Genomic DNA, 23,060 nt, shown 5'->3' on the forward strand with positions numbered 1-23,060 from the left:
GGCTTGCTCGCGAAGGGCGCGACTTGTTCTTAAACCGCAGGCGGCCCCGGATACCCGCAATGCGCCCACGATTCCTTATGGGCATACCACGCCATCATCACCATCTGCAGCAACGAGCTATGCCCCATGCGCAGCAGACTCAACGAACTGTTTTCCCAGCGCTGCAGAAAGTGCCGAATCTGATCGGCACTGGCGTTTTCCCAACTGCCCCAGATCCCGGTCAGCGGTCCGCGCGTGACGGTCATCCCCAGCACATCGAACAACTGCCGCGTCAGCTTGAGCATTTCCGGCGACAGGTGATCCAGCCCGTTGTCCAGGTTCTTCAAAGTGCCGTCCAGCGCCGCCGTCAGCTTGGCTTCGGCCACGGCACCGTCGAGCATCACCGGGATCACCGCCCGTAAAAACAGCAGGTCACCACTGCGCAATGTCGCAAAACCGTTGGCGGGGATACCCGATGAGCAGCCACTCAGGCTCGCGCCCACTCCGGCCGTGGCCAGGAACGCGCTTGCGCCGAGACTGAATTTGAGCAAACCGCGCCGTGACAGCGCGGGTGATTCGGACAGGCCTGGGCTCATTATTGTTATTACCCGGTAATAGCGGTGGTTAACGGATGAAAAGCTTCTGGATCAGTTTTTGAATGGATTTGCCATAGGGCGGGTAGATCAGACGCGCCGCATTGAAGCGCTGTTTGATCAGCACACCCTTGGCCTTGCTGAACGTCAGAAACCCCTCGCGGCCATGGTAATGGCCCATGCCCGAGGCGCCGATACCGCCGAACGGCATATCGTCCTGAGCGACATGCAGCAAGGTGTCGTTGAGGCAAACACCGCCTGAATGGGTTTCGTGCAGCACACGGTTTTGTTCGCGCTTGTCGTAGCCGAAGTAGTACAGCGCCAGTGGCCGAGGTCGTTGATTGATGTAGGCAAACGCCTCGTCCAGATCCTTGTAGGGAACAATCGGCAGCAACGGCCCGAAGATTTCGTCCTGCATCACCATCATGTCGTCAGTGACGTTAAGCAGCAGGCTGTGACTCATGCGACGACCCTGACCCTGGTCGAACAACGGAATCAATAGCGCGCCTTTGCTGGTGGCATCGCTCACGTATCCGTTCAGTCGGGCGAGTTGTCGGTCATTGATGATCGCGGTGTAGTCCGGGTTGTCTGCAAGTGTCGGATAAAACCCGCGGACAGCCTGGCGATACGCTTCGACAAAGGCGCCGACACGTTCATGCGGGACCAGAACGTAGTCCGGCGCCACGCAGGTTTGCCCTGCATTGAGGGTTTTGCCGAATGCAATGCGCTCGGCTGCATCGTTCAGCGGCACGTCGCGGGAAACGATGGCCGGCGACTTGCCGCCCAGTTCAAGCGTCACCGGCGTCAGGTTTTCTGCAGCGGCGCGCATCACGTGCTTGCCAACGCTGGTGGCGCCGGTGAACAGCAGGTGATCGAAGCGCAGTCTGGAAAATGCCACGCCAATGTCGGCTTCGCCAAGCACCACGCAGACCAGGTCTTGCGGGAAAATCCGGCCGAGCAGTTCCTTGAGGAGCAAGCCGGTGGCCGGGGTCGACTCACTGAGTTTGAGCATCACCCGATTGCCCGCCGACAGCGCGCCCACCAACGGGCCGATAGCGAGATACAGCGGATAATTCCACGGCACAATCACCCCGACCACGCCCAGCGGTTGATAAACCACCTTGGCTGCCGCCGGCTGGAAAGCGAGCCCGACCTTGCGGGGCGAGGCTTTCATCCAGCCTTTCAAGTGCTGGCTCGCGTAATGAATGCCGTGCAGGCTGGGCATCAGTTCTGCCAGCAAGGTTTCGTCAGCACTGCGGTGACTGAAATCCTGACTGATGGCCTCGATCAGGCGCAGGCGCTCGTTGCTCAGCAGATCGCGCAGGGCTTTGAGCCATTGCAGGCGCTGGGCAGCGGGCGGCATGGGGTTGGCAGCATAGGCTGCGCGCTGGGTGTTGAATTGATGTTGAAGTTCTTCGAGTGGCTGCTGCAAGGTTTGCAGGTAGGCAATTTCAGCAGGCATCGTGAGCTCCGGGTTTATTGTGATGTCGAGCTTTTTAGAGCCAATGCTCTAAAAAGTCAAATAACATGTTCGCATCCTGTGGTTTTATCCGTTCGTCGATAAGTCGTAAGATGCCCGCTATCGCACTCTGAATTAAAGCTCAAGCCATGGCCCCTCGGATCAAAACCAGCGAGCGCATCGTGCAGAACAGCCTCGAGCTGTTCAATCAACAGGGCGAGCGCAGTATCAGCACCAACCACATCGCCGCCCATATGGAGATCTCTCCGGGCAATCTGTATTACCACTTCCCTAACAAGCAGGCGATTATCGCTGTGCTGTTCAGTGAGTATGAAAGCCTGGTCGACAGCTTTCTGCGCCCGCCCCAGGGGCGCGCGGCGACCGTCGATGACAAGCGTTTTTATCTGCAGGAATTACTGGCCGCGATGTGGCGCTATCGTTTTCTGCATCGCGACCTCGAACACCTGCTCGACAGCGACCCGGACCTCGCGGCCCGTTATCGGCGCTTTTCCCAGCGCAGCCTCATCCATGGCACCCACATTTACGCAGGCTTCGTCGACGCCGGCATTCTGCGCATGGACAAGGTGCAGATCGAATCGCTGACACTCAATGCCTGGATTATTCTGACGTCGTGGGTGCGTTTTCTGTGCACCACGCGGGAGAATTCCAGCCATCTCAGCGAACAGGCGATTAAACGCGGCGTGTATCAAGTGCTGGTGCTGGAAGCCGGGTTCGTCACGGATCAGTCGAGAGAGGCGGTCAATGCGTTGTTCGAGGAGTTTTACGTGCCGCTGGCCCAGGCCCTTGAGGAAGTGCAGTAGGATTCAGCATCGTCCCCATTACAGGAGCTTGTTATGCCCATTGCGCAACTGATCAGCCCGCAAGCACTGGACCAGAAGACAGAACAGCCCGGACGGGTGATTCTGGATTGTCGTTTTGCCCTTGAAGACCCGGTCTACGGTCAGCGCAGCTATGCCGAAGGGCACATTGCCGGGTCCAGCTTCGCCGATCTTGAGCGTGATCTGAGCGGCGAAGTGGTCAAGGGTGTCACCGGGCGGCACCCGCTGCCGCAAGCGCAGGACCTGATCGAGCGACTGCAAGCCTGGGGCGTCAATGCCGACAGCGAAGTGATTTTGTACGACGACGGCCCCGGGGCCTACGCGGCGCGTGCCTGGTGGCTGTTGGCGTGGCTGGGCAAACGCGACGGTGTGTTCATTCTCGATGGCGGCCTCAAGGCCTGGCATGCCGCCGGCTTGCCACTGAGCCTGGATGCGCCGTCGATCACCCGCGGCACCTTCACAGGCACGCCCGATGATTCGTTGGTACTCGATGCCGAGCAACTGCAACAGCGGCTGGGCCAGCCAGCGCTGACCTTGCTCGACGCCCGCGCCTTGTCGCGTTTCAAGGGCGAGGTGGAGCCGATCGACCCGGTGGCCGGGCACATTCCCGGTGCGCAATGTGCCGCGTTTACCGACAACCTGGGCAGTGACGGGCGGTTTCTGCCGGCCGATCAGCTCAAGCAGCGCTTTGCTGAAAAGCTGGCCGATCGCTCACCGGAAGATCTGGTGGCGTACTGCGGATCCGGGGTCACCGCTTGCCATAACCTCTTTGCCTTGTGCCTGGCGGGCTATCCGTTGGGCGCTTTGTACGCCGGGTCGTGGAGCGAATGGATCAACGAGCCGGCGCGAGGCATCGCGGTCGGCGAATAATCACATTCCCTGTGGGAGCGGGCTTGCTCGCGAAAGCGGTCCGTCAGTGGCGCAAATGTCTACTCGCCCAGCGTCATTGCGAGCAAGCCCGCTCCCCCAGTGGTGTTTATTGTTCGAGGCTGGCCAGCCACTGTGGAATACGCCGTTCCAGGTAGTAATCCGGTCGGCGAAGCGTGCCATCGACAAATCCTACGTGCCCGCCTTTGGGCTGCAATTCGAATTGCGTGGTGGCTGATAATTCATCTGCCAGCGGCAAGCTGTGAGGGAAGACGAACGGATCGTCCGCCGCCTGAATGATCAATGTCGGCGTGCGAATCTCACCCAGAAAATAGCGGCTTGAGGCACGGCGGTAGTAGTCGTGCGCATCGGTAAACCCATGCAGCGGCGCCGTCACCCGGCCATCGAAATCCCAAAAGGTGCGCATGTTTTCCAGTGAACCGAGCGCGGCCAGCTCCGCCAGGCTGTCCTCGCGGCCATCGTGCTGAAACTGCCGTTGCTTGTTCTTGATGTAGCCCACCATTTCCCGCATGAAATGCGCCTGATAGACCTTCGAAAAACCTTGGCCGATGCGGTCGGCGCAGTGGTCGAGCCGAAAGGGCACCGACACTGCAACCGCCCCGGTGATACCGCTGTGACTGCCTGTCTCGCCCAGATGCTTGAGCAAGATATTGCCGCCCAGCGAGTAGCCAACTGCGTACAGCGGTGCGAGCGGGCGTTTTGCCCGCACGTGCGCAATGGCCTCGGCGAGGTCTTCGCTGGCACCGGAATGATAGCTGCGCGATAGCAGATTGGGCTCGCCCGAACAGCCACGCCAGTTCAGCGCAACACTGGCCCAGCCTTGAGCACCCAGCACTTTTTGCAGCCCGGCTACATAAGGCGAATTCGACGACCCCGTCAGGCCGTGCAACACCAGCACCAACGGCGCATCGGCGCTGTGCGGGCCGTGCCAGTCAAGGTCGAGGAAGTCGCCGTCTTCAAGCCACAAGCGTTCACGTTCGCGGTCTATGTGGGTGGTTTTACGCCACAGCGGTCCCCACAAGGTTTGCAAGTGCGGGTTGCCAAGGCCGAAGGCGGGGGTGAAGCGTTCTGCGGGATGGGACACGAGGGTTCTCGATGCAGAGGTGCGTCATCGCTGACGCACCGTGTTCAGGCCGGTCGATTAACCGGCGATCTCTGCCGTACGTTGCCATAAAGAATAGTAGACCCGCCCGGATTTTTGCTCGCGATGCAGGCGCCAGTTGGCTGGCAGGCCGAGGGTCGAGGGCGCGGTTTCACTTTCGGTGTACACCCACGCCTCATTGGCCAGCCACTGACGCTCTTCCAGCAATGCGCAAACGGTCGGCAACAGGTTCTGGTTGAACGGTGGGTCGAGAAACACCAGGTCGTAGGCAACCGCAGTCTGGGTTTCCAGATAACGCAGCGCATCGGCGGTCTGCACCTGGCCGGTGGTGCAGCGCAATGTGCCCAGGTGTTCCTTGAGGCTCGACACCGCAATGTTGCTCGCGTCCAGCGCCTGCCCCATGGCCGCGCCGCGGGACAAGGCTTCGAGAAACAGCGCGCCGCTGCCGGCGAACGGATCGAGCACCCTGGCCCCGTCGACATAGGGCGCGAGCCAGTTGAACAGGGTCTCGCGTACCCGGTCCGGGGTCGGCCGCAAGCCAGGCGCGTCCGGGAAACTCAGCTTACGGCTGCGCCATTCGCCGCCGATGATGCGCAGTTGATTCACGCCGTTGTGCACGTTGTGGACAGGTTTTTTTGGACGGGAAGTGGCCATTAGTGCTCCGGAACCCCGAGCGGTTGCTCGGCAGGTTTATCAGATGGGGCCGGTAACGGCTTTTGCGGCACGGTCGGGCCAGCGCTGACGATGACCATTTTGTCCGTGCTCAAATGTTTGTTCAGGGCTGTTCTGACCTGTTCGACGGTCAGGGCCTGAGACTGCTGCATGAAGTCTTCCAGATAGCTCAGCGGCAGGTTGTAGAAACCCATGGCGCCTAGCTGACCGACGATGTCGGCGTTGCTGGCGGTGGACAGCGGGAAGCTGCCGGCCAGCTCACGCTTGGCGTCGTCGAGTTCTTTTTCGGTCGGACCGGTTTTCAGGTAATCGGCGAGCACGTCCTGCACCAGCTTCAGCGTACCTTCGCTCATTTCTGCGCGGGTTTGCAGGTTGATCATGAACGGACCGCGCGCCTGCATCGGAGTGAAACCCGAATACACGCCGTAGGCCAGGCCACGTTTCTCGCGTACTTCACTCATCAAACGCGTACCGAAACCACCGCCGCCCAGGATCTGATTGCCCATTGACAGCGCTGCGTAATCCGGATCATCGCGATCGATGCCCAGCTGCGCGAGCATCAGGTTGGTTTGCTTCGACGGGAACTCGATGTGGCCGATGCTGGCCGCTGGTTCGGTCGGTTGCGCCAGTTTCGGCAATGCCGGCCCTTTAGGCAGTGCTGAGGACACCTGAGCGGCAATCGCCTCGGCTTCGCTGCGCGACAAATCGCCCACCAACGCAATCACCACGTTGCCGGCTGCATAGGCTTTCGCATGAAAGGCCTGCAGCTGCGCCAATGTGATCGGTGGAATGCTTTTCGCCGTGCCATCGCTGGAGTGGGCGTAGGGGTGATCGCCGTACAAGCGGTTCATCAGTTCGATGCTGGCCAGTTTGCCGGGGTTCTGTTTCTGATATTCGAAGCCTGCGAGCATCTGATTCTTGATGCGTGCGAAGGAGTCGGCGGGGAAGGTAGGTTTGCCAACCACTTCAGAGAACAGTTTCAGTGCCGGTTCGCGTTTGTCCGCTGCGCTCAGGCTGCGCAACGAGGCCAGCGCCATGTCTTTGAAAGCACCGTTGCCAAAATCCGCGCCGAGGCCTTCGAAGCCTTGGGCGATGGCGCCGACGTCTTTGCCGGCGACACCTTCATTGAGCATTGCGTTGGTCAGTACGGCGAGGCCGGGGGCATCGCCGTCCTGGCTGCTGCCGGCGGAGAAGATCAGGCGCATGTCGAACATCGGCAGTTCACGGGCTTCGACGAACATCACCTTGGCGCCTTCGGCGGTGTTCCAGGTCTGCACGTCCAGCGAGCGATGGCTCGGCGCCTTGCCATTTAGTTCGGCCAGCGATTGCAGTTTCTGGCTGGCCTTGGCCTTGTCCAGCGCTTCGCTGGCATTGGACTCATCGGTCTTCGAGAAATAGAAAACGGCAGAGCCGATAAGTGCGACGACAACGAGGCCGATCAGCGCCAGGCGCGGTGTTTTACGCTCACTCATGAGTCGTCTCCTGTGGCAGTACATGGGCGACGCTGAGACGTTCGCGGGTGAAATACAGCTTGGCGGCTTTCTGGATGTCTTGCGGGGTCACGCTTTCCAGGTCGGCGAGTTCGCTGTCCATCAGTTTCCACGACAGGCCGACGGTTTCCAGTTGACCAATAGCGGTGGCCTGGCTGGTGATCGAGTCGCGCTCGTAGACCAGGCCGGCGATGACTTGCGCACGTACGCGCTCCAGTTCTTCGGCGGACGGCGCGGTGGTTTTCAACTGATCGAGCAGCTTCCACAGACCGGCTTCAGTTTGCGCCATGGTGACGTTTTTCTGGGTGTTCGGCGTGGCCGACAGGGTGAACAGGCTGTCGCCTCGGGTGTAGGCGTCGTAGCTCGACGAGCCGCCCGAGACCAGCTCTTCGCCACGCTCAAGTTGCGTCGGGATACGTCCGCTGTAGCCGCCGTCAAGCAGCGCCGAGATAAGGCGCAAAGCGTTGACCGAACGCTTGTCTTCAGCAGTTGCGATGCTCGGCACGTTAAAGCCCAGCATCAGGCTCGGCAATTGAGTCTGTACGTGCAGAGTGATCTTTCGTTCGCCGGGTTCCGCCAGCTCAAGCGGGATTTTCGCCGCAGGGATGTCACGCTTGGCGATCGGGCCGAAATAGCGCTGGGCGAGGGTTTTGACTTCATCCGGGCTGACGTCGCCGACCACCACCAGCGTGGCGTTGTTCGGTGCGTACCAGGATTGATACCAGTGCCGCAGTTCCTCGACTTTCATGCGGTCCAGGTCTGCCATCCAGCCGATGGTCGGCGTGTGGTAACCGCTGGCCGGGTAAGCCATGGCCTTGAAGCGTTCGTAGGCCTTGGACATCGGCTTGTCGTCGGTGCGCAGGCGGCGTTCTTCCTTGATGACTTCGATTTCGCGGGCGAATTCGTCCGGCGGCAAACGCAGGCTGGCCATACGATCTGCTTCCAGCTCGAACGCAACGCCCAGACGATCGCGGGCCAGCACCTGGTAATACGCGGTGAAATCGTCGCTAGTGAAGGCGTTTTCTTCAGCGCCGAGGTCGCGCAGGATCAGTGAAGCTTCACCCGGCCCGACCTTCTCGCTGCCCTTGAACATCATGTGTTCCAGGGCGTGAGACAAACCGGTTTGCCCCGGCGTCTCGTAACTGGAGCCAACCTTGTACCAGACCTGGGAAACGACCACCGGCGCACGATGATCTTCGCGCACGACGACCTTCAGGCCATTGTCGAGGGTGAATTCGTGGGTGGGTTGCGGGTCGGCAGCGAAGACTGAAAGTGGCAGACAAACTGTGCTGAGCAGCAGGCCTGCAGCGCGGCGGACAAAAGCATTCATTCGTTTTTAAACCTTTGGGGCTGCCCGCTAGGTCTTAGCGTCGGCGGGCGAGAGGGTGCTAGGATACTGATCCGTTTTGCTGGCGGCCACGCCTATCAAGCCTTCGGGTTTGATCAGGTTGAATAGGTTTGCGGGAGAAGGCTGTTAATTGACAACTTATATCTGCCTTTTCGCCGATTTTGCCGCTGCAGTCCTTCGTGAAATCGTTTTTGTAAGGTGCCATTAGCACCTCGTCTTAAGGGTGCGCGTGAACAAGCTGGGTCAATCGCAGTCTGTTCTGCACTAATATTTAATTGCCGAGGCGCCCATGGCGCGTCGCCACCGTGAGATAGCCGTCCTCCATGTTTGGTTCCAACGACGACAAGAAAGCCCCAGCTGCGGCTGGCGAGAAAAAAAGCCTGTTCGGATGGCTGCGCAAAAAACCGCAGGAACCCGTCGTCGAACAGCCACAGCCACTTCCTGAGGCAACCCCCGCGCCCGTTATCGATGAAGCGCCAGCGCCGATTGTCTTGCCGATCGCCGAGCCGGTGCTGCAGCCCGCGGCAGAATCCGAGCCTGAAACCGTCACCGAACAGCCGTTGACGCTTGCTGGCGAGCCATGGCTGACATTGCCGGTGGCGGAAGAGCCGGTGGCGCTGGTTGAAGATGAGCAAGCTGCGCATGTCGCACCGCCGATTCCGGCGCCGGCTGCGTTTTCTCCCGAGCCCGTTCAAACGCCAGTCATTGAGCCGGTGGTTGAGGTCGAGCCAGCGCCTGTAGTTGTGGAACCCGAGCCGCCTGCTGTCATTGCTCCGGTTGCTCCGGTTGAGCCCGTGGTCGCAGCGCCTGCGCCTGTCATTGCCCCCGCAGCAGCTGAGCCCGTTGCACAGCTCGACAGCCCCGTCGAGCCATCACGCACGGAAGAAAGCAAATCCGGTTTCTTCGCCCGCCTCAAGCAAGGCCTGTCCAAGACCAGCGCCAGCATCGGCGAAGGCATGGCGAGTCTGTTTCTCGGCAAAAAAATCATCGATGACGAGCTGCTCGAAGACATCGAAACCCGCCTGCTGACGGCTGACGTGGGTGTTGAAGCGACCTCGGTGATCATTCAGCGTCTGACGCAGAAAGTTGCGCGCAAGGAACTGGCCGACGCCGCTGCGCTGTACAAATCCCTGCAGGCTGAACTCGCGGCGATGCTCAAGCCCGTCGAGCAGCCGCTGAAAATCGCCGCGCAGAACAAGCCGTTCGTGATTCTGGTCGTTGGCGTCAACGGCGCCGGCAAGACCACCACCATCGGCAAACTCGCCAAGAAACTGCAGCTTGAAGGCAAGAAAGTCATGCTTGCGGCCGGCGATACTTTCCGCGCTGCTGCCGTGGAGCAGTTGCAGGTCTGGGGTGAGCGCAACAAGATCCCGGTCATCGCTCAGCACACCGGCGCCGATTCCGCTTCAGTGATCTTCGACGCCGTGCAAGCCGCCAAAGCGCGAGGCATCGACGTCTTGATCGCCGACACTGCTGGTCGTCTGCACACCAAAGACAATCTGATGGAAGAACTGAAAAAGGTTCGCCGCGTCATCAGCAAACTCGACGCCGACGCGCCTCACGAAGTGCTGTTGGTGCTCGACGCGGGCACCGGTCAGAACGCCATCAGCCAAGCCAAGCAATTCCATCAGACCGTCGAGCTGACGGGTCTGGCCCTGACCAAACTCGACGGCACCGCCAAGGGCGGGGTGATTTTCGCCCTGGCCAAGCAGTTCGGTCTGCCGATTCGGTACATTGGTGTCGGTGAAGGCATCGATGACTTGCGTACTTTTGAAGCAGAACCCTTTGTCCAGGCATTGTTTGCCGAGCGGGAGCGTTCATGATTCGTTTCGAACAGGTCGGTAAACGCTACCCGAACGGTCACGTCGGCTTGCATGAGCTGAGCTTTCGAGTCCGTCGTGGCGAGTTTCTCTTTGTCACCGGCCATTCCGGTGCAGGCAAAAGCACGCTGTTGCGCCTGTTGCTGGCCATGGAGCGTCCGACCACGGGCAAATTGCTCCTGGCCGGGCAAGACCTCGGCACTATCAGCAATGCGCAGATTCCTTTTCTGCGTCGGCAGATCGGCGTGGTGTTTCAGAATCACCAGCTGCTGTTTGATCGCACGGTATTCAACAACGTTGCCCTGCCATTGCAGATTCTCGGCCTCTCCAAAGCCGAAATCGCCAAGCGCGTGGACTCGGCTCTGGAGCGCGTGGCGCTTTCGGACAAAACCGATCTCTACCCTGGAGACTTGTCCACCGGTCAGCAGCAGCGGGTCGGCATCGCCCGCGCCATCGTCCATCGGCCAGCCTTGCTGCTGGCGGATGAGCCCACCGGTAACCTCGACCCGCGTCTGGCCGCCGAGATCATGGGCGTGTTCGAAGACATCAATCGTCTGGGCACCAGTGTGCTCATCGCCAGCCATGACCTGGCACTGATCGCCCGCATGCGTCATCGCATGCTCACCTTGCAGCGCGGTCGCTTGATCGGCGACGGGGAGGCCGGGGTATGAGTGCGACACGCAGTCCCAAGGTTTCCGAGCGAGTCGCGCCCAAAGCTGCCGACCCGCAAGCGCCGAAGAAGAAACGCGACGAGGATGACGGCCCGGACTTCGCCACACTGTTCCGTGCCTGGGTTGAAAGCCATCGGGCCAGTCTGCTCGACAGTTTGCGCCGTTTGGGCAAACAGCCGATCGGCAGTTTCTTCACCTGCATGGTAATGGCGGTGGCACTCAGTCTGCCCATGGGGCTGTCACTTCTGCTGAATAATGTCGAGCGTCTGGGCGGTTCCTGGCAGCGCGCGGCGCAGATTTCCCTGTACCTGCAACTGGACGCCAGCCCGACCGAGGGCGAAGCGTTGCGTGAACAGATCAAGGGCATCCCAGGCGTCGCAGAGGCTGAATATGTCGGCCGGGATCAGGCACTGGAAGAATTCCAGCAACAGTCCGGACTGGGCGATGCGCTCAAGGAACTGCCGGAGAACCCGCTGCCTGGCGTCGTCCTGGTTACGCCGAACGAGGTCGACAAGCCCGCGCTTGAAGCATTACGACAAAAACTTTCCGAGTTGCCCAAGGTACAACTGGCGCAACTTGATCTAGTCTGGGTCGAGCGTCTGGCAGCCATCCTCAAGCTGGGCGACCGATTTGTCTTCGGTCTGACCGTGCTTCTGGTTTCTGCATTACTTTTGGTGATAGGCAATACCATTCGTCTTCATATTGAAAACCGCCGCACAGAGATAGAAGTGATTAAACTCGTGGGCGGCACTGACAGCTATGTGCGCAGGCCCTTCCTTTATATGGGCGCGCTGTATGGCCTCGGTGCAGGGGTTCTGTCCTGGGGTGTATTGGCCTTCGGGCTTGATTGGTTGAACGATGCGGTGGTTGGGCTGGCCGGCCTTTACGGCAGTGATTTTGCGCTGGCGGGAGTGCCGGTTGCCGATGGTCTGTCGCTCTTGCTTGGCGCGTTGCTGTTGGGTTATATCGGTGCATGGATTGCAGTCGCTCGTCATCTCAGGGAGTTGGCGCCGAAGTAGTATCTTTTTGCGCGTATTGACCTTTCAGTTTTTGTGGGAACTTGTCTATCGGTTCCCGGTCAATTTTCGCAGTGCTGAACTGCACGAGTTATGTAAGACGGAGGTTTTTTCGTATGACCAATTCTTTGCAACCTGCATATGCTCTGGTCCCAGGTGCGAACCTGGAGGCTTATGTGCACACGGTGAACAGCATTCCATTGCTGACGCCGGAGCAGGAGCGTGAACTGGCCGAGAGTCTCTACTATGAGCAGGATTTGGGGGCGGCTCGGCAGATGGTGCTCGCCCACCTGCGTTTTGTCGTACACATTGCCCGTAGCTATTCCGGCTACGGCCTGGCTCAGGCTGACCTGATCCAGGAAGGTAACGTCGGCCTGATGAAGGCTGTAAAACGCTTCAACCCGGAAATGGGTGTGCGTCTGGTGTCGTTCGCCGTGCACTGGATCAAGGCGGAAATTCACGAGTTCATCCTGCGCAACTGGCGCATCGTGAAGGTCGCGACCACCAAGGCCCAGCGCAAGCTGTTCTTCAACCTGCGCAGCCAGAAGAAGCGTCTGGCGTGGCTGAACAACGAGGAAGTCCACCGCGTTGCGGAAAGCCTCGGCGTCGAGCCGCGGGAAGTGCGCGAGATGGAAAGTCGCCTGACCGGCCATGACATGGCCTTCGACCCGGCTGCTGAAGCCGACGACGACAGCGCCTTCCAGTCGCCGGCCAATTATCTGGAAGACCACCGGTACGACCCGGCCCGTCAACTGGAAGATGCCGACTGGAGCGACAACTCCAACCACAACCTGCACGAAGCGCTGGAAGTGCTGGACGACCGCAGTCGCGACATTCTTTATCAGCGCTGGCTCGCTGAAGAGAAAGCCACGCTGCACGACCTGGCGCAGAAGTACAACGTGTCGGCCGAGCGTATTCGTCAGCTTGAAAAGAGTGCGATGAACAAGCTCAAATTGTCGATCGCCGCATAACCTGCGCACCGACAAACAAAAACGCCCCGATCAGTGATGATCGGGGCGTTTTTGTGTGCGCGCAGTTTTGTGCATCTCCACAAAACCACTGTGGGAGCGGGCTTGCTCGCGAAGGCGGAGTGTCAGCCATTACACCTGTTGGATGTACCGGCATCTTCGCGAGCAAGCCCGCTCCCACAGGGTTTTGCAGGGGTAGGGAGAGCAATCACTGCGCCCATAGCGCCCGGCGTGAATCATTGAGCCCTACTAGATAACTGTCCCCACCCAGCTGACTCATCTGCTGCCGAATCCACCCGGCCCGGCGGGCGACATAACTGGTTGGGCGGCTGGCGCTCCAGACTCGCGGGTTGGGCAGAACAGCCGCGAGCAAGCTCGCCTGGTGCCGCGACAACGACCGGGCGCTCACGCCAAAGTGGTGCCGGGCTGCCGCTTCGGCGCCAAACACACCTTTATCCAGCTCGACACTGTTGAGGTAAACCTCAAGAATTCGCTGCTTTGGCCACAACACTTCAATCAGTCCGGTAAACCAGACCTCCAGGCCTTTGCGCAGCCAGCTGCGCCCAGACCACAAAAACAGGTTTTTCGAGACCTGCTGGCTCAGCGTGCTGGCGCCTCGCACTGTACCGCCGAGTTCGTTATGCGCCAGGGCTTTCTGAATGGCCCCGAAGTCGAAACCCCAATGTTCCGGGAATTTCTGATCTTCGCCGGCGATCACCGCGAGCTTGAGATCATCGGAGATTTCCTCCCATGGCTTCCACGTGCGCTGCAGATTGATCGGCTCGCCGTCGATCCATGATTCGACTTTGCGCTCCACCATCAGCGCCGTTCCCGGTGGCGGAACCACGCGAAAAATCAGGACCAGCACAATGCTGCCGCCCGCGAACCACAGCAGGGCTTTGATAAAACGTTGCAAAAATATACGCAGCATAGAGATGGCTTGGCCGAACCCGTTGAGCGGGCCATTATACAGACCCTGTGGATCGAGTCTGACTGGAGTTCTTCATGCTGCGTGGCTTTCTGATGCTGGCCGCTTTTTTCGGCTTCACCGGCGTGGCCTTGGGCGCGTTCGCCGCTCACGGCCTGAAAAGCCGCCTGACGTCCGAGTACCTGGCGATTTTCCACACCGGCGTGACTTACCAGTTAGTGCACACCCTGGCCTTGTTGGGTGTTGCGCTGCTGGCCACGCAAATCCCCGGCCGATTGGTGACGTGGGCCGGCGTATCGTTTGCCATCGGCATCCTGTTGTTTTCCGGCAGCCTTTACGTGCTGACACTGACCGGCATCAGCAAGCTCGGGATCATCACGCCTTTCGGTGGTCTGGCCTTCCTTGTTGGCTGGTTGTGCCTGGGCCTGGCCGCCTGGCGGCTGAGCTGACTGCACGGTCCATTTCATGACGAATGGCTTGGGTCGCCAAGACTGATCGGGCTAGAATGCCAGCCCCTAAAAATGATGGCGGCCATTCGGTATGCGCATTCAGTTGAACGGCGAATCCCTTGAACTGCCCGACGGTGAAACCGTTGCGGCCCTGCTGACCCGTCTGGAACTGACCGGACGCCGTGTCGCGGTCGAGCTCAATCTGGATATCGTCCCGCGCAGCCAGCATACCGATACCACGCTGAATGACGGCGACTCGGTCGAAGTGGTACACGCCATCGGTGGCGGCTAGCCCTGCGGCCCACCAGGGCACAGAATTCTGCAAGAACCTCACCCCTACAGAGGATTTCCCATGAGCATCGTTCGTAGCGACAAGCCCTTCGTCCTGGCCGGTCGTACTTACCAGTCGCGTTTGCTGGTAGGCACTGGCAAGTACCGTGACATGGAAGAAACCCGCCTGGCCATCGAAGCCTCGGGTGCCGAGATCGTGACTTTCGCCGTGCGCCGTACCAACCTCGGCCAAAATCCGGGCGAACCGAACCTGCTCGAAGTCCTCTCGCCGGATCGCTACACCTTTTTGCCGAACACCGCCGGTTGCTTCGATGCTACCGAGGCTGTGCGCACTTGCCGTCTGGCCCGTGAACTGCTTGGTGGGCACAATCTGGTGAAGCTGGAGGTACTGGCTGACCAGAAAACCCTGTTCCCCAACGTGATCGAAACCCTCAAGGCTGCCGAAGTGCTGGTCAAGGAAGGTTTCGACGTGATGGTCTACACCAGTGATGACCCGATCATTGCCCGTCAACTGGCGGAAATCGGCTGCATCGCGGTCATGCCGCTGGCCGGTCTGATCGGCACGGGCCTGGGGATCTGCAACCCGTACAACCTGCAGATTATCCTCGAAGAAGCCAAGATTCCGGTGTTGGTGGATGCCGGTGTCGGCACCGCTTCCGACGCCACCATCGCCATGGAGCTGGGTTGTGAAGCGGTGCTGATGAACTCGGCCATTGCCCATGCCCAGCAGCCGGTCATTATGGCTGAGGCCATGAAACACGCCATCGTTGCGGGCCGCCTGGCTTACCTCGCTGGCCGTATGCCGAAAAAACTCTATGCCAGCGCCTCTTCGCCGCTGGATGGTCTGATCAAGTAAGAGCCATTGATGACTGAATCAAACGACACGCCAATCCAGACGGAAGAAGGCGACGAGCGCCAACACCGCCGCATCAAGAGTTTCGTGATGCGCGCCGGGCGCATGACCGAAGGCCAGCAACGCGGGCTTGACCAAGGCACGCCGTTGTTCGTGTTGCCACTGGCCGATGCGCCGGTCGACTACGACCAGGTGTTCGGCCGCTCGGCGCCGCGCTCGCTGGAAATCGGTTTCGGCATGGGCCACTCGCTGCTGGAGATGGCGGCGGCTTCGCCGGAGCAGGACTTCATCGGTGTGGAAGTGCACCGTCCAGGTGTTGGCGCGTTGCTCAATGGCGTGCTGACTCAGGGCCTGACCAACTTGCGCGTCTACGACTGCGATGCGATCGAAGTCCTCAACCGTTGCATCGCAGACAACAGCCTCGATCGCCTGATGCTGTTTTTCCCGGACCCGTGGCACAAGAGCCGCCACCACAAGCGCCGTATTGTTCAGGCGTCCTTCGCTGAACTGGTGCGCAGCAAGTTGAAGGTGGGTGGTGTGCTGCACATGGCCACCGACTGGGAACCGTATGCGGAATACATGCTGGAAGTGATGAGCGTCGCACCGGGTTATCGCAACCTGGCCGAAGACGGCAAGTGCGTCCCGCGCCCGGCCGAGCGCCCGATCACCAAGTTCGAACGCCGTGGCGAACGACTTGGGCATGGCGTGTGGGATCTGAAGTTCGAAAAACTGTCCTGAGCCGTACGTTATAAACCTGTAGGAGCCGGCTTGCTGGCGACGGTGTGTCAGTCAACATCAGCGTGTCTGACACACCATCGCCAGCAAGCCGGCTCCTACAGGTTTTTTTTGCCTGACCCGAATTCAGCGGCGGTCGGCGACGACGCCGATCAGCACGAGCACCACCAACAGCACCGGCGCGAGGCTGTAGTTGTTGAACTGGCTCAGGCCCTTGATGATCCATGGCGTGGCGTAGATCAGCGCAGCGCCGCTGCCGATCATGCACACCAAAGCCATCAGCGGGACGCGCAAGGCGCCAGCGATGCTGCCCAGTCGCTGATCGATCCAGCCTTTGATGTCTGCGCCGAACAGCACCAGCAAACAGCCCACCAGCGCCAGAGAGATTTCCGACAGGTTGCTGCGGCTCCAGCGTGACACCGTGGCGAGCAGGTCGAGTACCAAATCCATTCGAATTCCTTAGGTCAGAAAATTCTGCAGCAAGTCATTGAGAAAAAGTTGTCCGCGCTCTGTGGCCGCCAGACGTGACGGTTCGACCTGCAACAGGCCACTTTGTTCTGCCTCCCGGCGCCCTTCGGCGAGGCTTTCCAGCGGTAAGCCGGTGCGCTCGGGGTACACGTGCGATCCAACGCCAGCGGTCAGGCGCAGGGCGTTCATCAAAAACTCGAACGGCAGTTCTTCATTGGTCAGGGCTTTCTCGCCCGCCTGGAAGTTTTTCGCCGGGTTCAGATAGTCTTTAGGCAGACGCGTCTTCCAGGTGCGCACGATGCGCCCGTCCGGGTGACTGAGCTTGCCGTGGGCGCCGGCGCCGATGCCGATAAAGTCGCCAAAACTCCAGTAATTGAGGTTGTGCCGCGCCGGACGACCGGGCAGGGCATAGGCCGAGACCTCGTATTGGGCGTAACCGTGCTCGGCCAGCAAAGCCTGCCCGGCTTCCTGAATGTCCCACAGCGTGTCGTCTTCGGGCAGCGTCGGCGGCTGGTTCCAGAACACTGTGTTCGGCTCCAGGGTCAATTGATACCAGGACAGATGCGTGGGGTTCAGCGCGATGGCCTGGCGCAGATCGCTCAATGCATCGTCCAGCGACTGGTTCGGCAAGCCATGCATCAGGTCCAGATTGAAATTGTCGAACCCGGCCATACGCGCCATGCCGGCAGCACGTACGGCTTCGTCACCGTTGTGAATCCGCCCCAGCGCTTCAAGCTTCTCCTGCTGAAAACTCTGGATACCGATCGACAGACGATTGATCCCCAGCGCCCGGTAAGCCACGAACTTTTCCTGCTCGAACGTCCCTGGATTGGCTTCCAGTGTGATCTCAATGTCGTTGGCGAACGGAATGCGTTGCTCGACGCCTTTGAGCAGTCGACCCAAGGCTTCAGCGCTGAACAGGCTCGGCGTGCCGCCGCCGAAGAAGATCGAACTCAGTTCGCGGCCATACACCGCGTGCAGGTCCTGATCGAGGTCGGCCAGCAACGCGTCGACGTACTCCTGCTCCGGCAATACCGGGCTGGCGGTGTGGGAATTGAAGTCGCAATAAGGGCATTTGCGTACACACCACGGGATGTGGATGTACAGCGCCAGCGGCGGCAGTACTGGCATCGCAGTGCGTGGCGATTGCGCGGCGCCGCCGAAGATCAGCGGCGACGCGGAGGGCTCGCGGGTCATTTCAGTCCCAGACGCTGGCGCAGCAGATCCATTGCACGGGCGCGGTGGCTGATCAGGTTCTTTTCACTCGGGCTCAGTTCCGCGCTGGAGCAATCGCGCTCCGGCACCCAGAACAACGGGTCATAACCGAAACCATGTTCACCGCTGGCGGCCGGCAGGATGCGCCCGTGCCACAGGCCTTCGCAGAGGATCGGCAGCGGATCGTCGGCATGACGGACCAACGCGAGCACGCAGACGAACTGCGCACCAAGTTCGGCTTGCGGCACGTCCTTCAGTGCTTCCAGCAACTTGGCATTGTTCGCCGCATCGCCCTGGCCGTCGGCATAACGGGCCGAGTAAATGCCTGGTGCACCGCCAAGGAAGTCCACCGCCAGACCGGAATCGTCAGCCAGTGCCGGCAGCCCGGAAATACGAGCGGCGTTACGCGCCTTGAGGATAGCGTTCTCGACAAACGACAGGCCGGTTTCTTCAGGCTCGACGCTGCTGAACTCGCCGATCGAGCGCAGCTGCACCGATGCGCCAAGCATGGCTTGAAGTTCTTTGAGTTTGCCGGCGTTGTGACTGGCCAGTACGAGTTGGGTGAGATTGATCATTCGCCGGGAAAGAGCTCTTGGTTGAAATTGATGGTGTCGATTTTGTCACCGCGCTGCACCTTGATCTCGAAAGTGCGAACTTCCTGCTGACTCACCGGAAACTGGGCGATGTAGTAAATCGCGCCCTGCTCGGTGATCTGGCGGAAGTTGAGCTTCACGCTTTGGCTGGTCAGGTCTTTGACCGATCCAGTGACCTGCGCCATCAGTGGCTTACCGTCCCTGAGTACCGAAACGTTGATCACGCCCTGGTTCTTGCTGCGGGTCAGCTCGGCGGCCTTGGCAATATCCGGTGTGAGGAACGTCGAGTTGAACGTGTTGTAGTGCACGGTCACATCGCCGAACTTTTCCTGACGGTCACCCCTGATGACGTCGGCCGCCATGGCGGTGACGCTCAGGCAGGCAGTAAATAGAAACAGTGCTAATCGACCCATGATCGTTCTCCTTGCAGTGGCGCGATTCATACCGCGACGCGGTGATCCTGCAGCCCTGGACTGCTGACGCGGTAAATGCCGATTTCACCTAACAGATTAGGCCATAGCTTGCTGGCCCACCCGTGACGATGCTGTTGATCCACGGCTAGCCGATCAATGACCTTGGCTTCTCGTTCGCGGCACAACGCTTCAAAGTCTTCGAAGGTACAGAAGTGAATGTTGGGCGTGTTGTACCAAGTGTAAGGAAGGAATTCCGACACCGGCATCCGTCCCTTGCTGGCCAGGTACCAGCGGCAGCGCCAGTGACCGAAGTTGGGGAAGGTAATGATGCACTGGCGACCGACCCGCAGCATCTCGTCGAGGATTCGATCAGGATAGTGCACGGCTTGCAGCGCTTGGGTCATGACCACGATGTCGAAGCTGTTGCTGGCAAAGTTGCCGAGGCCTTTGTCCAGATCCTGCTCGATGACGTTGATGCCTTTGGCCACGCACTCGGCGATGTTTTCCGGGTCGTTTTCCAGGCCGTAGCCGGTCACTTGCTTGTGGTCGCGCAGCCAGGTCAGCAGCTCGCCGTCACCGCAGCCGAGGTCAAGCACGCGGCTGCCGGCGGGGATCCATTCCTGGATGATTTCCAGATCAGCTCTCATGGCTTTCTCATAACGTGATGCGGTTCATGTAATTGCTGAACGCCTGCAGGTAGCGCGGGATCGGAATCAGGAAGGCGTCGTGGCCCTGCGGAGCATCGATCTCGAGGTAGCAGACATCTTTCTTGGCCGCCATCAGCGCGTCCACCAGTTCCCGCGAGCGGGCCGGGGAGAAACGCCAGTCAGTGGTGAAGGACATCACGCAGAATTTCGCCGAGGCGCCGGCGAAGGTTTTCGCCAGGTTATCGTCGAAGTTTGCCGCCGGGTCGAAATAGTCCAGCGCCTTGGTCATCAGCAGATAAGTGTTGGCGTCGAAACGGCCGGAGAACTCTTCGCCCTGATAACGCAGGTAGCTTTCGACCTGAAACTCGACGCTGTGAAAGTCGTAGTTGAGCTTTTCGCTCTTCAGTCCACGGCCGAATTTCTCGCCCATGGAGTCATCGGACAGGTAGGTGATGTGCCCGACCATCCGCGCCAGCATCAGGCCGCGTTTGGGGATCACGCCGGCTTCCTGGAACGAACCGCCGTGAAATTCCGGATCGGTGAGAATGGCCTGACGGGCGACTTCGTTGAAGGCGATGTTTTGCGCCGAGAGTTTGGGCGCCGAGGCGATGGCTAGGCAGTGCCGCACGCGGTCGGGGTAGGTGATAGTCCACTGCAAGGCCTGCATGCCGCCGAGACTGCCGCCAATCACCGCCGCCCACTGGCGGATACCGAGCAGGTCGGACAGGCGCGCCTGACTGTGCACCCAGTCTTCCACGGTGAGTACCGGGAAGTCGGCGCCGAACGGCTTGCCGGTTTCCGGGTTGATGCTGCTGGGGCCGGTGGAACCGTTGCAGCCGCCGAGATTGTTCAGGCTGACCACGAAAAACCGGGTGGTGTCGATCGGTTTGCCGGGGCCGATGCAGCTGTCCCACCAGCCGGGTTTGCGGTCGTCGGGGCTGTGGAAGCCGGCGGCGTGATGGTGCCCGGACAAGGCGTGACAGATCAGCACGGCGTTGCTCGCCGTGGCATTGAGCGTGCCGTAGGTTTCGTAGATCAGGTCATACGCTGGAAGCGAGCGGCCACAGGCCAGGGCCAGGGGATCGCTGAAGTGCGCCACTTGTGGCGTCACCAGGCCAACGGAATCGGCGGGAAAGGCAGTTGGCATCGACCCTGCTCTCGTTGAAATGAGGCGTAAGTCTAAAGACCGGTGGGGTCAGCGGCAAGCAATGGGCTGCGCTGATTGCCTACCGCTTTACCCGTGGCGAGGGAGCTTGCTCCCGCTGGGGCGCGAAGAGGCCCCCGTAGGAGCTGTCGAGTGCAACGAGGCTGCGATCTTCTCCCTGATGCTTGAGTCTCAAGTGAAGGATCAGAATCAAAAGATCGCAGCCTGCGGCAGCTCCCACAGGTGCAGCCCAGCGGGAGCAAGCTCCCTCGCCACAGGGAACAGCGCTGGTTACATCAACAGGCGCAGGATCTCCGGCATCATCGTCATGGCCGCGAGGTTGTTGATCACCAGCATGTCGATCAGCTTGAGCACCAGAAACGCGAGGATCGGCGAGATGTCCAGGCCGCCGAGGTTCGGAATGATCTTGCGGAACGGCGCCAGAGCCGGCTCGCAGATGTCGTTCACCAGTTCAGCGCCAGGGTTGTGGCTGCCGGGCGCGACCCAAGACAGGATGACGCTGATGATCAGCGCAAAGAAGAAAATCTTCAGGAACAGCGCGGTCACGCCGATCAACGACCAGATGAACAATTGCAGCGGGTTACCGGTGGTGCCGTAAGTCAGCAGCAGCGTCAGGGCCATCAGCGCCAGTTGCACCAGGATGGCCAGCACCAGCGAGGACATGTCCAGACCGAACATGCTCGGAATGATCCGGCGCAGAGGCTTGAGCAGCGGTTGTGTGGCTTTGACGATGAACTGGCAAAGAGGGTTGTAGAAGTTCGCGCGCACCAGTTGCAGTACGAAGCGCAGGAGCACAATCAGCAAATACAGGCTGCCGAGGGTTTGCAGCACGTAGACCGCTGCAGTGTTCAATCCAATCATGTAAGGCTCCTTATTGACCTAGTTGTTCGGCCATTTCGGCCGAGCGGTGCGCAGCGGCGCCGAGTGCTTTTTCAACCAGGGCTTCGAAGCCCCCGGCCTGGAATGACTTGATTGCAGCTTCCGTGGTGCCCGCCGGTGAGGTCACGCGGCGACGCAGTTCAGCCGAGTCGACTTCGCTGGCCACCGCCATGTGCGCGGCGCCCAGAGCGGTTTGCACGGTCAGTTGTGCCGCGATGTCTGCCGGAAGGCCAAGCTTGACGCCGGCGGCGGTCATCGCTTCGATCAACAGGAAGAAGTACGCAGGGCCGGAACCGGACACCGCAGTGACCGCGTCCAGCTGCTGTTCTTCATTCAGCCACAAGGCGATGCCGACTGCAGAGAGCAGTTCTTCCGCCTGCTGGCGCTGCTGCGCCGTCACTTCAGCGGTGGCGAACAAGCCGCTCACACCCTGACGCAGCAGCGCCGGGGTATTGGGCATGCAGCGCACGATCGGCTGGGCGCCGAGCCAGTTGTTCAGGCTGGCGCAGGTAATGCCGGCGGCAATTGAGACGACCAGTTGGGTCGGTTTCAGGCTCGGACGGATCGCCTCGCAGACGGCTTTCATCGCCTGGGGTTTGACCGCCAGTACCACGACGTCCGCATCTTTGATGGCTTCTGCGTTGTCCGCGAAGACGTCGACGCCATGTTCGGCCTGCACTTTGGTGCGAGTCTCTGCGCCCGGATCGCTGGCGCGGATCTGTCCGGCATCCAGGCCCTTGGCACGCAGCCCGCCGATAAGGCTGGCGGCCATGTTGCCGGCACCGATGAAGGCAATACGAGTGTTGCTCATGTCAGGTCCTTATAAAGAGAAGAGGCGGCCATGGATCAAGGCTGATGATAGTCGCGGGCCCCAAACAGGGCCGTACCGACACGAACCCACGTAGCGCCCATGGCGATGGCCGATTCGAGGTCGTGGCTCATGCCCATGGAAAGTGTGTCGAGCGGTAGATTGAGGCTGGCCTGCAGGCTTTGTACGGCAGCAAAGGCGGCATCCTGTGCGGCGCGGTCTTCAGTCGGCTCGGGAATCGCCATCAACCCGCGCAACGTGAGGCGGGGCAGTTCGCTGATGGCCTTGGCCAGCGCCGGCAGATCGGCAGGGGTGCAGCCGGATTTGCTGGCTTCACCGCTGACGTTGACCTGAATGCAGATGTTCAGTGGCGGCAAATCGGTGGGGCGTTGTTCGGACAGGCGTTGTGCGATTTTCAAACGATCCACGGAATGCACCCAGGCGAAGTGCTCGGCAATTGCGCGAGTCTTGTTCGACTGAATGGGGCCGATGAAGTGCCAGATCAAGGGCAGGTCCGCCAACTCGAGCTGTTTGCTCAAGGCTTCCTGCAGATAGTTCTCGCCAAAGTCGCGGATACCGGCGGCACAGGCTTCACGCAGCGCCTCGGCCGGCTTGGTCTTGCTCACTGCCAGCAGTTGCACGCTGTGCGCATCGCGGTGGGCGGCGAGGACTGCGGCGTGTATGCGCGAAGTAACCTGAGCGATGTTGTCTGCTATCGTGGACATTCAATGTGCGCCAGCGGGTCAGAGTTCGCGGCATTCTACTGGAATT

At 60.2% G+C, this 23,060-nt stretch carries 26 protein-coding genes; 10 read left to right on the plus strand and 16 right to left on the minus strand.

Going from position 1 to position 23,060, the window contains the following annotated elements:
- Positions 1–29: 29 nt before the first annotated feature.
- Positions 30–575: a hypothetical protein gene (locus ACYZTS_RS08850; RefSeq protein WP_028621172.1), complete on the minus strand. Its 546-nt coding sequence runs from the start codon at positions 573–575 to the stop codon at positions 30–32.
- Positions 576–603: 28 nt separating this feature from the next.
- Complete coding sequence (locus ACYZTS_RS08855; protein WP_028621171.1) at positions 604–2,034, minus strand: coniferyl aldehyde dehydrogenase; 1,431 nt, start codon at positions 2,032–2,034, stop codon at positions 604–606.
- Positions 2,035–2,180: 146 nt separating this feature from the next.
- Between ACYZTS_RS08855 and ACYZTS_RS08860 the strand changes: the two genes are divergently transcribed.
- Entirely contained in the window at positions 2,181–2,852 is a 672-nt protein-coding gene (locus tag ACYZTS_RS08860) for a TetR/AcrR family transcriptional regulator (protein ID WP_461995385.1), read from the plus strand.
- A gap of 33 nt (positions 2,853–2,885) precedes the next feature.
- Entirely contained in the window at positions 2,886–3,740 is an 855-nt protein-coding gene (locus tag ACYZTS_RS08865) for a sulfurtransferase (protein ID WP_028621169.1), read from the plus strand.
- A gap of 106 nt (positions 3,741–3,846) precedes the next feature.
- On the opposite strand, the gene ACYZTS_RS08870 is transcribed toward ACYZTS_RS08865, so the two are convergent.
- From ACYZTS_RS08870 to ACYZTS_RS08885, 4 genes are read right to left on the minus strand one after another with little or no spacing between them, the layout of a single operon-like run.
- Positions 3,847–4,842 carry a hydrolase gene (locus ACYZTS_RS08870; protein WP_028621168.1) on the minus strand — a complete coding sequence of 332 codons (996 nt, stop codon included), beginning with the start codon at positions 4,840–4,842 and terminating at the stop codon, positions 3,847–3,849.
- Positions 4,843–4,899: 57 nt separating this feature from the next.
- Positions 4,900–5,514: a 16S rRNA (guanine(966)-N(2))-methyltransferase RsmD gene (rsmD, locus tag ACYZTS_RS08875; protein WP_461995388.1), complete on the minus strand. Its 615-nt coding sequence runs from the start codon at positions 5,512–5,514 to the stop codon at positions 4,900–4,902.
- Entirely contained in the window at positions 5,514–7,004 is a 1,491-nt protein-coding gene (locus ACYZTS_RS08880; protein WP_461995390.1) for a M16 family metallopeptidase, read from the minus strand. The genes rsmD and ACYZTS_RS08880 overlap by 1 nt, the downstream gene beginning before the upstream one ends.
- Positions 6,997–8,352 carry a M16 family metallopeptidase gene (locus ACYZTS_RS08885; RefSeq protein ID WP_461995392.1) on the minus strand — a complete coding sequence of 452 codons (1,356 nt, stop codon included), beginning with the start codon at positions 8,350–8,352 and terminating at the stop codon, positions 6,997–6,999. The genes ACYZTS_RS08880 and ACYZTS_RS08885 overlap by 8 nt, the downstream gene beginning before the upstream one ends.
- Before the next feature lie 341 nt (positions 8,353–8,693).
- Here ACYZTS_RS08885 and ftsY point away from each other — a divergent pair, with 341 nt between their 5' ends.
- The 4 genes from ftsY (at position 8,694) to rpoH (ending at position 12,848) form a co-directional block, all read left to right on the plus strand.
- Positions 8,694–10,193, plus strand: a complete 1,500-nt coding sequence (gene ftsY / locus ACYZTS_RS08890) for a signal recognition particle-docking protein FtsY (protein ID WP_461995394.1) — start codon at positions 8,694–8,696, stop codon at positions 10,191–10,193.
- A complete protein-coding gene (ftsE, locus tag ACYZTS_RS08895; protein ID WP_017341290.1) occupies positions 10,190–10,861 on the plus strand; it encodes a cell division ATP-binding protein FtsE in 672 nt (223 codons plus the stop codon). The genes ftsY and ftsE overlap by 4 nt, the downstream gene beginning before the upstream one ends.
- Positions 10,858–11,880: a permease-like cell division protein FtsX gene (gene ftsX, locus ACYZTS_RS08900; protein WP_028621163.1), complete on the plus strand. Its 1,023-nt coding sequence runs from the start codon at positions 10,858–10,860 to the stop codon at positions 11,878–11,880. Before ftsE ends, ftsX begins: the two co-directional genes overlap by 4 nt.
- A 113-nt stretch (positions 11,881–11,993) precedes the next feature.
- Positions 11,994–12,848: an RNA polymerase sigma factor RpoH gene (gene rpoH, locus ACYZTS_RS08905; RefSeq protein WP_007897890.1), complete on the plus strand. Its 855-nt coding sequence runs from the start codon at positions 11,994–11,996 to the stop codon at positions 12,846–12,848.
- Positions 12,849–13,053: 205 nt separating this feature from the next.
- On the opposite strand, the gene mtgA is transcribed toward rpoH, so the two are convergent.
- A complete protein-coding gene (gene mtgA, locus ACYZTS_RS08910; RefSeq protein ID WP_461995396.1) occupies positions 13,054–13,776 on the minus strand; it encodes a monofunctional biosynthetic peptidoglycan transglycosylase in 723 nt (240 codons plus the stop codon).
- Positions 13,777–13,850: 74 nt separating this feature from the next.
- On the opposite strand from mtgA, the gene ACYZTS_RS08915 reads away from it, so the two are divergent.
- From ACYZTS_RS08915 to trmB, 4 genes are all read left to right on the plus strand, one after another.
- Positions 13,851–14,222, plus strand: coding sequence for a DUF423 domain-containing protein (locus ACYZTS_RS08915; protein WP_028621161.1), 372 nt, complete (start codon positions 13,851–13,853; stop codon positions 14,220–14,222).
- Between the two features lie 91 nt (positions 14,223–14,313).
- Positions 14,314–14,514, plus strand: coding sequence for a sulfur carrier protein ThiS (thiS, locus tag ACYZTS_RS08920; protein WP_028621160.1), 201 nt, complete (start codon positions 14,314–14,316; stop codon positions 14,512–14,514).
- A gap of 60 nt (positions 14,515–14,574) precedes the next feature.
- Complete coding sequence (locus ACYZTS_RS08925; protein ID WP_028621159.1) at positions 14,575–15,369, plus strand: thiazole synthase; 795 nt, start codon at positions 14,575–14,577, stop codon at positions 15,367–15,369.
- Positions 15,370–15,378: 9 nt separating this feature from the next.
- The gene (gene trmB / locus ACYZTS_RS08930; protein ID WP_461995398.1) at positions 15,379–16,104 is read left to right on the plus strand and encodes a tRNA (guanosine(46)-N7)-methyltransferase TrmB; all 726 of its coding nucleotides are present in this window, start codon (positions 15,379–15,381) and stop codon (positions 16,102–16,104) included.
- Between the two features lie 123 nt (positions 16,105–16,227).
- Here the strand turns inward: trmB and ACYZTS_RS08935 are convergent, their stop codons facing one another.
- From ACYZTS_RS08935 to ACYZTS_RS08975, 9 genes are all read right to left on the minus strand, one after another.
- On the minus strand, positions 16,228–16,551 hold the full coding sequence (locus ACYZTS_RS08935; protein WP_028623343.1) for a DUF3392 domain-containing protein: 324 nt from the start codon (positions 16,549–16,551) through the stop codon (positions 16,228–16,230).
- Between the two features lie 9 nt (positions 16,552–16,560).
- On the minus strand, positions 16,561–17,700 hold the full coding sequence (hemW, locus tag ACYZTS_RS08940) for a radical SAM family heme chaperone HemW (RefSeq protein ID WP_461996389.1): 1,140 nt from the start codon (positions 17,698–17,700) through the stop codon (positions 16,561–16,563).
- A gap of 62 nt (positions 17,701–17,762) precedes the next feature.
- Positions 17,763–18,359, minus strand: coding sequence for an RdgB/HAM1 family non-canonical purine NTP pyrophosphatase (gene rdgB, locus ACYZTS_RS08945; RefSeq protein WP_461995400.1), 597 nt, complete (start codon positions 18,357–18,359; stop codon positions 17,763–17,765).
- Positions 18,356–18,790 carry a DUF4426 domain-containing protein gene (locus ACYZTS_RS08950; protein WP_461995402.1) on the minus strand — a complete coding sequence of 145 codons (435 nt, stop codon included), beginning with the start codon at positions 18,788–18,790 and terminating at the stop codon, positions 18,356–18,358. The genes rdgB and ACYZTS_RS08950 overlap by 4 nt, the downstream gene beginning before the upstream one ends.
- 26 nt (positions 18,791–18,816) lie before the next feature.
- Complete coding sequence (gene metW, locus ACYZTS_RS08955; RefSeq protein ID WP_461995403.1) at positions 18,817–19,437, minus strand: methionine biosynthesis protein MetW; 621 nt, start codon at positions 19,435–19,437, stop codon at positions 18,817–18,819.
- 7 nt (positions 19,438–19,444) lie between these two features.
- On the minus strand, positions 19,445–20,584 hold the full coding sequence (metX, locus tag ACYZTS_RS08960) for a homoserine O-succinyltransferase MetX (RefSeq protein WP_461995405.1): 1,140 nt from the start codon (positions 20,582–20,584) through the stop codon (positions 19,445–19,447).
- Positions 20,585–20,872: 288 nt separating this feature from the next.
- Positions 20,873–21,463: a YggT family protein gene (locus tag ACYZTS_RS08965; protein WP_028622953.1), complete on the minus strand. Its 591-nt coding sequence runs from the start codon at positions 21,461–21,463 to the stop codon at positions 20,873–20,875.
- A 10-nt stretch (positions 21,464–21,473) separates the two neighbouring features.
- A complete protein-coding gene (gene proC, locus ACYZTS_RS08970; protein ID WP_461995408.1) occupies positions 21,474–22,292 on the minus strand; it encodes a pyrroline-5-carboxylate reductase in 819 nt (272 codons plus the stop codon).
- A gap of 35 nt (positions 22,293–22,327) precedes the next feature.
- Positions 22,328–23,014, minus strand: a complete 687-nt coding sequence (locus tag ACYZTS_RS08975; RefSeq protein ID WP_461995409.1) for a YggS family pyridoxal phosphate-dependent enzyme — start codon at positions 23,012–23,014, stop codon at positions 22,328–22,330.
- Between the last annotated feature and the right edge of the window lie 46 nt (positions 23,015–23,060).

The organism is Pseudomonas sp. TMB3-21 (assembly GCF_054898145.1).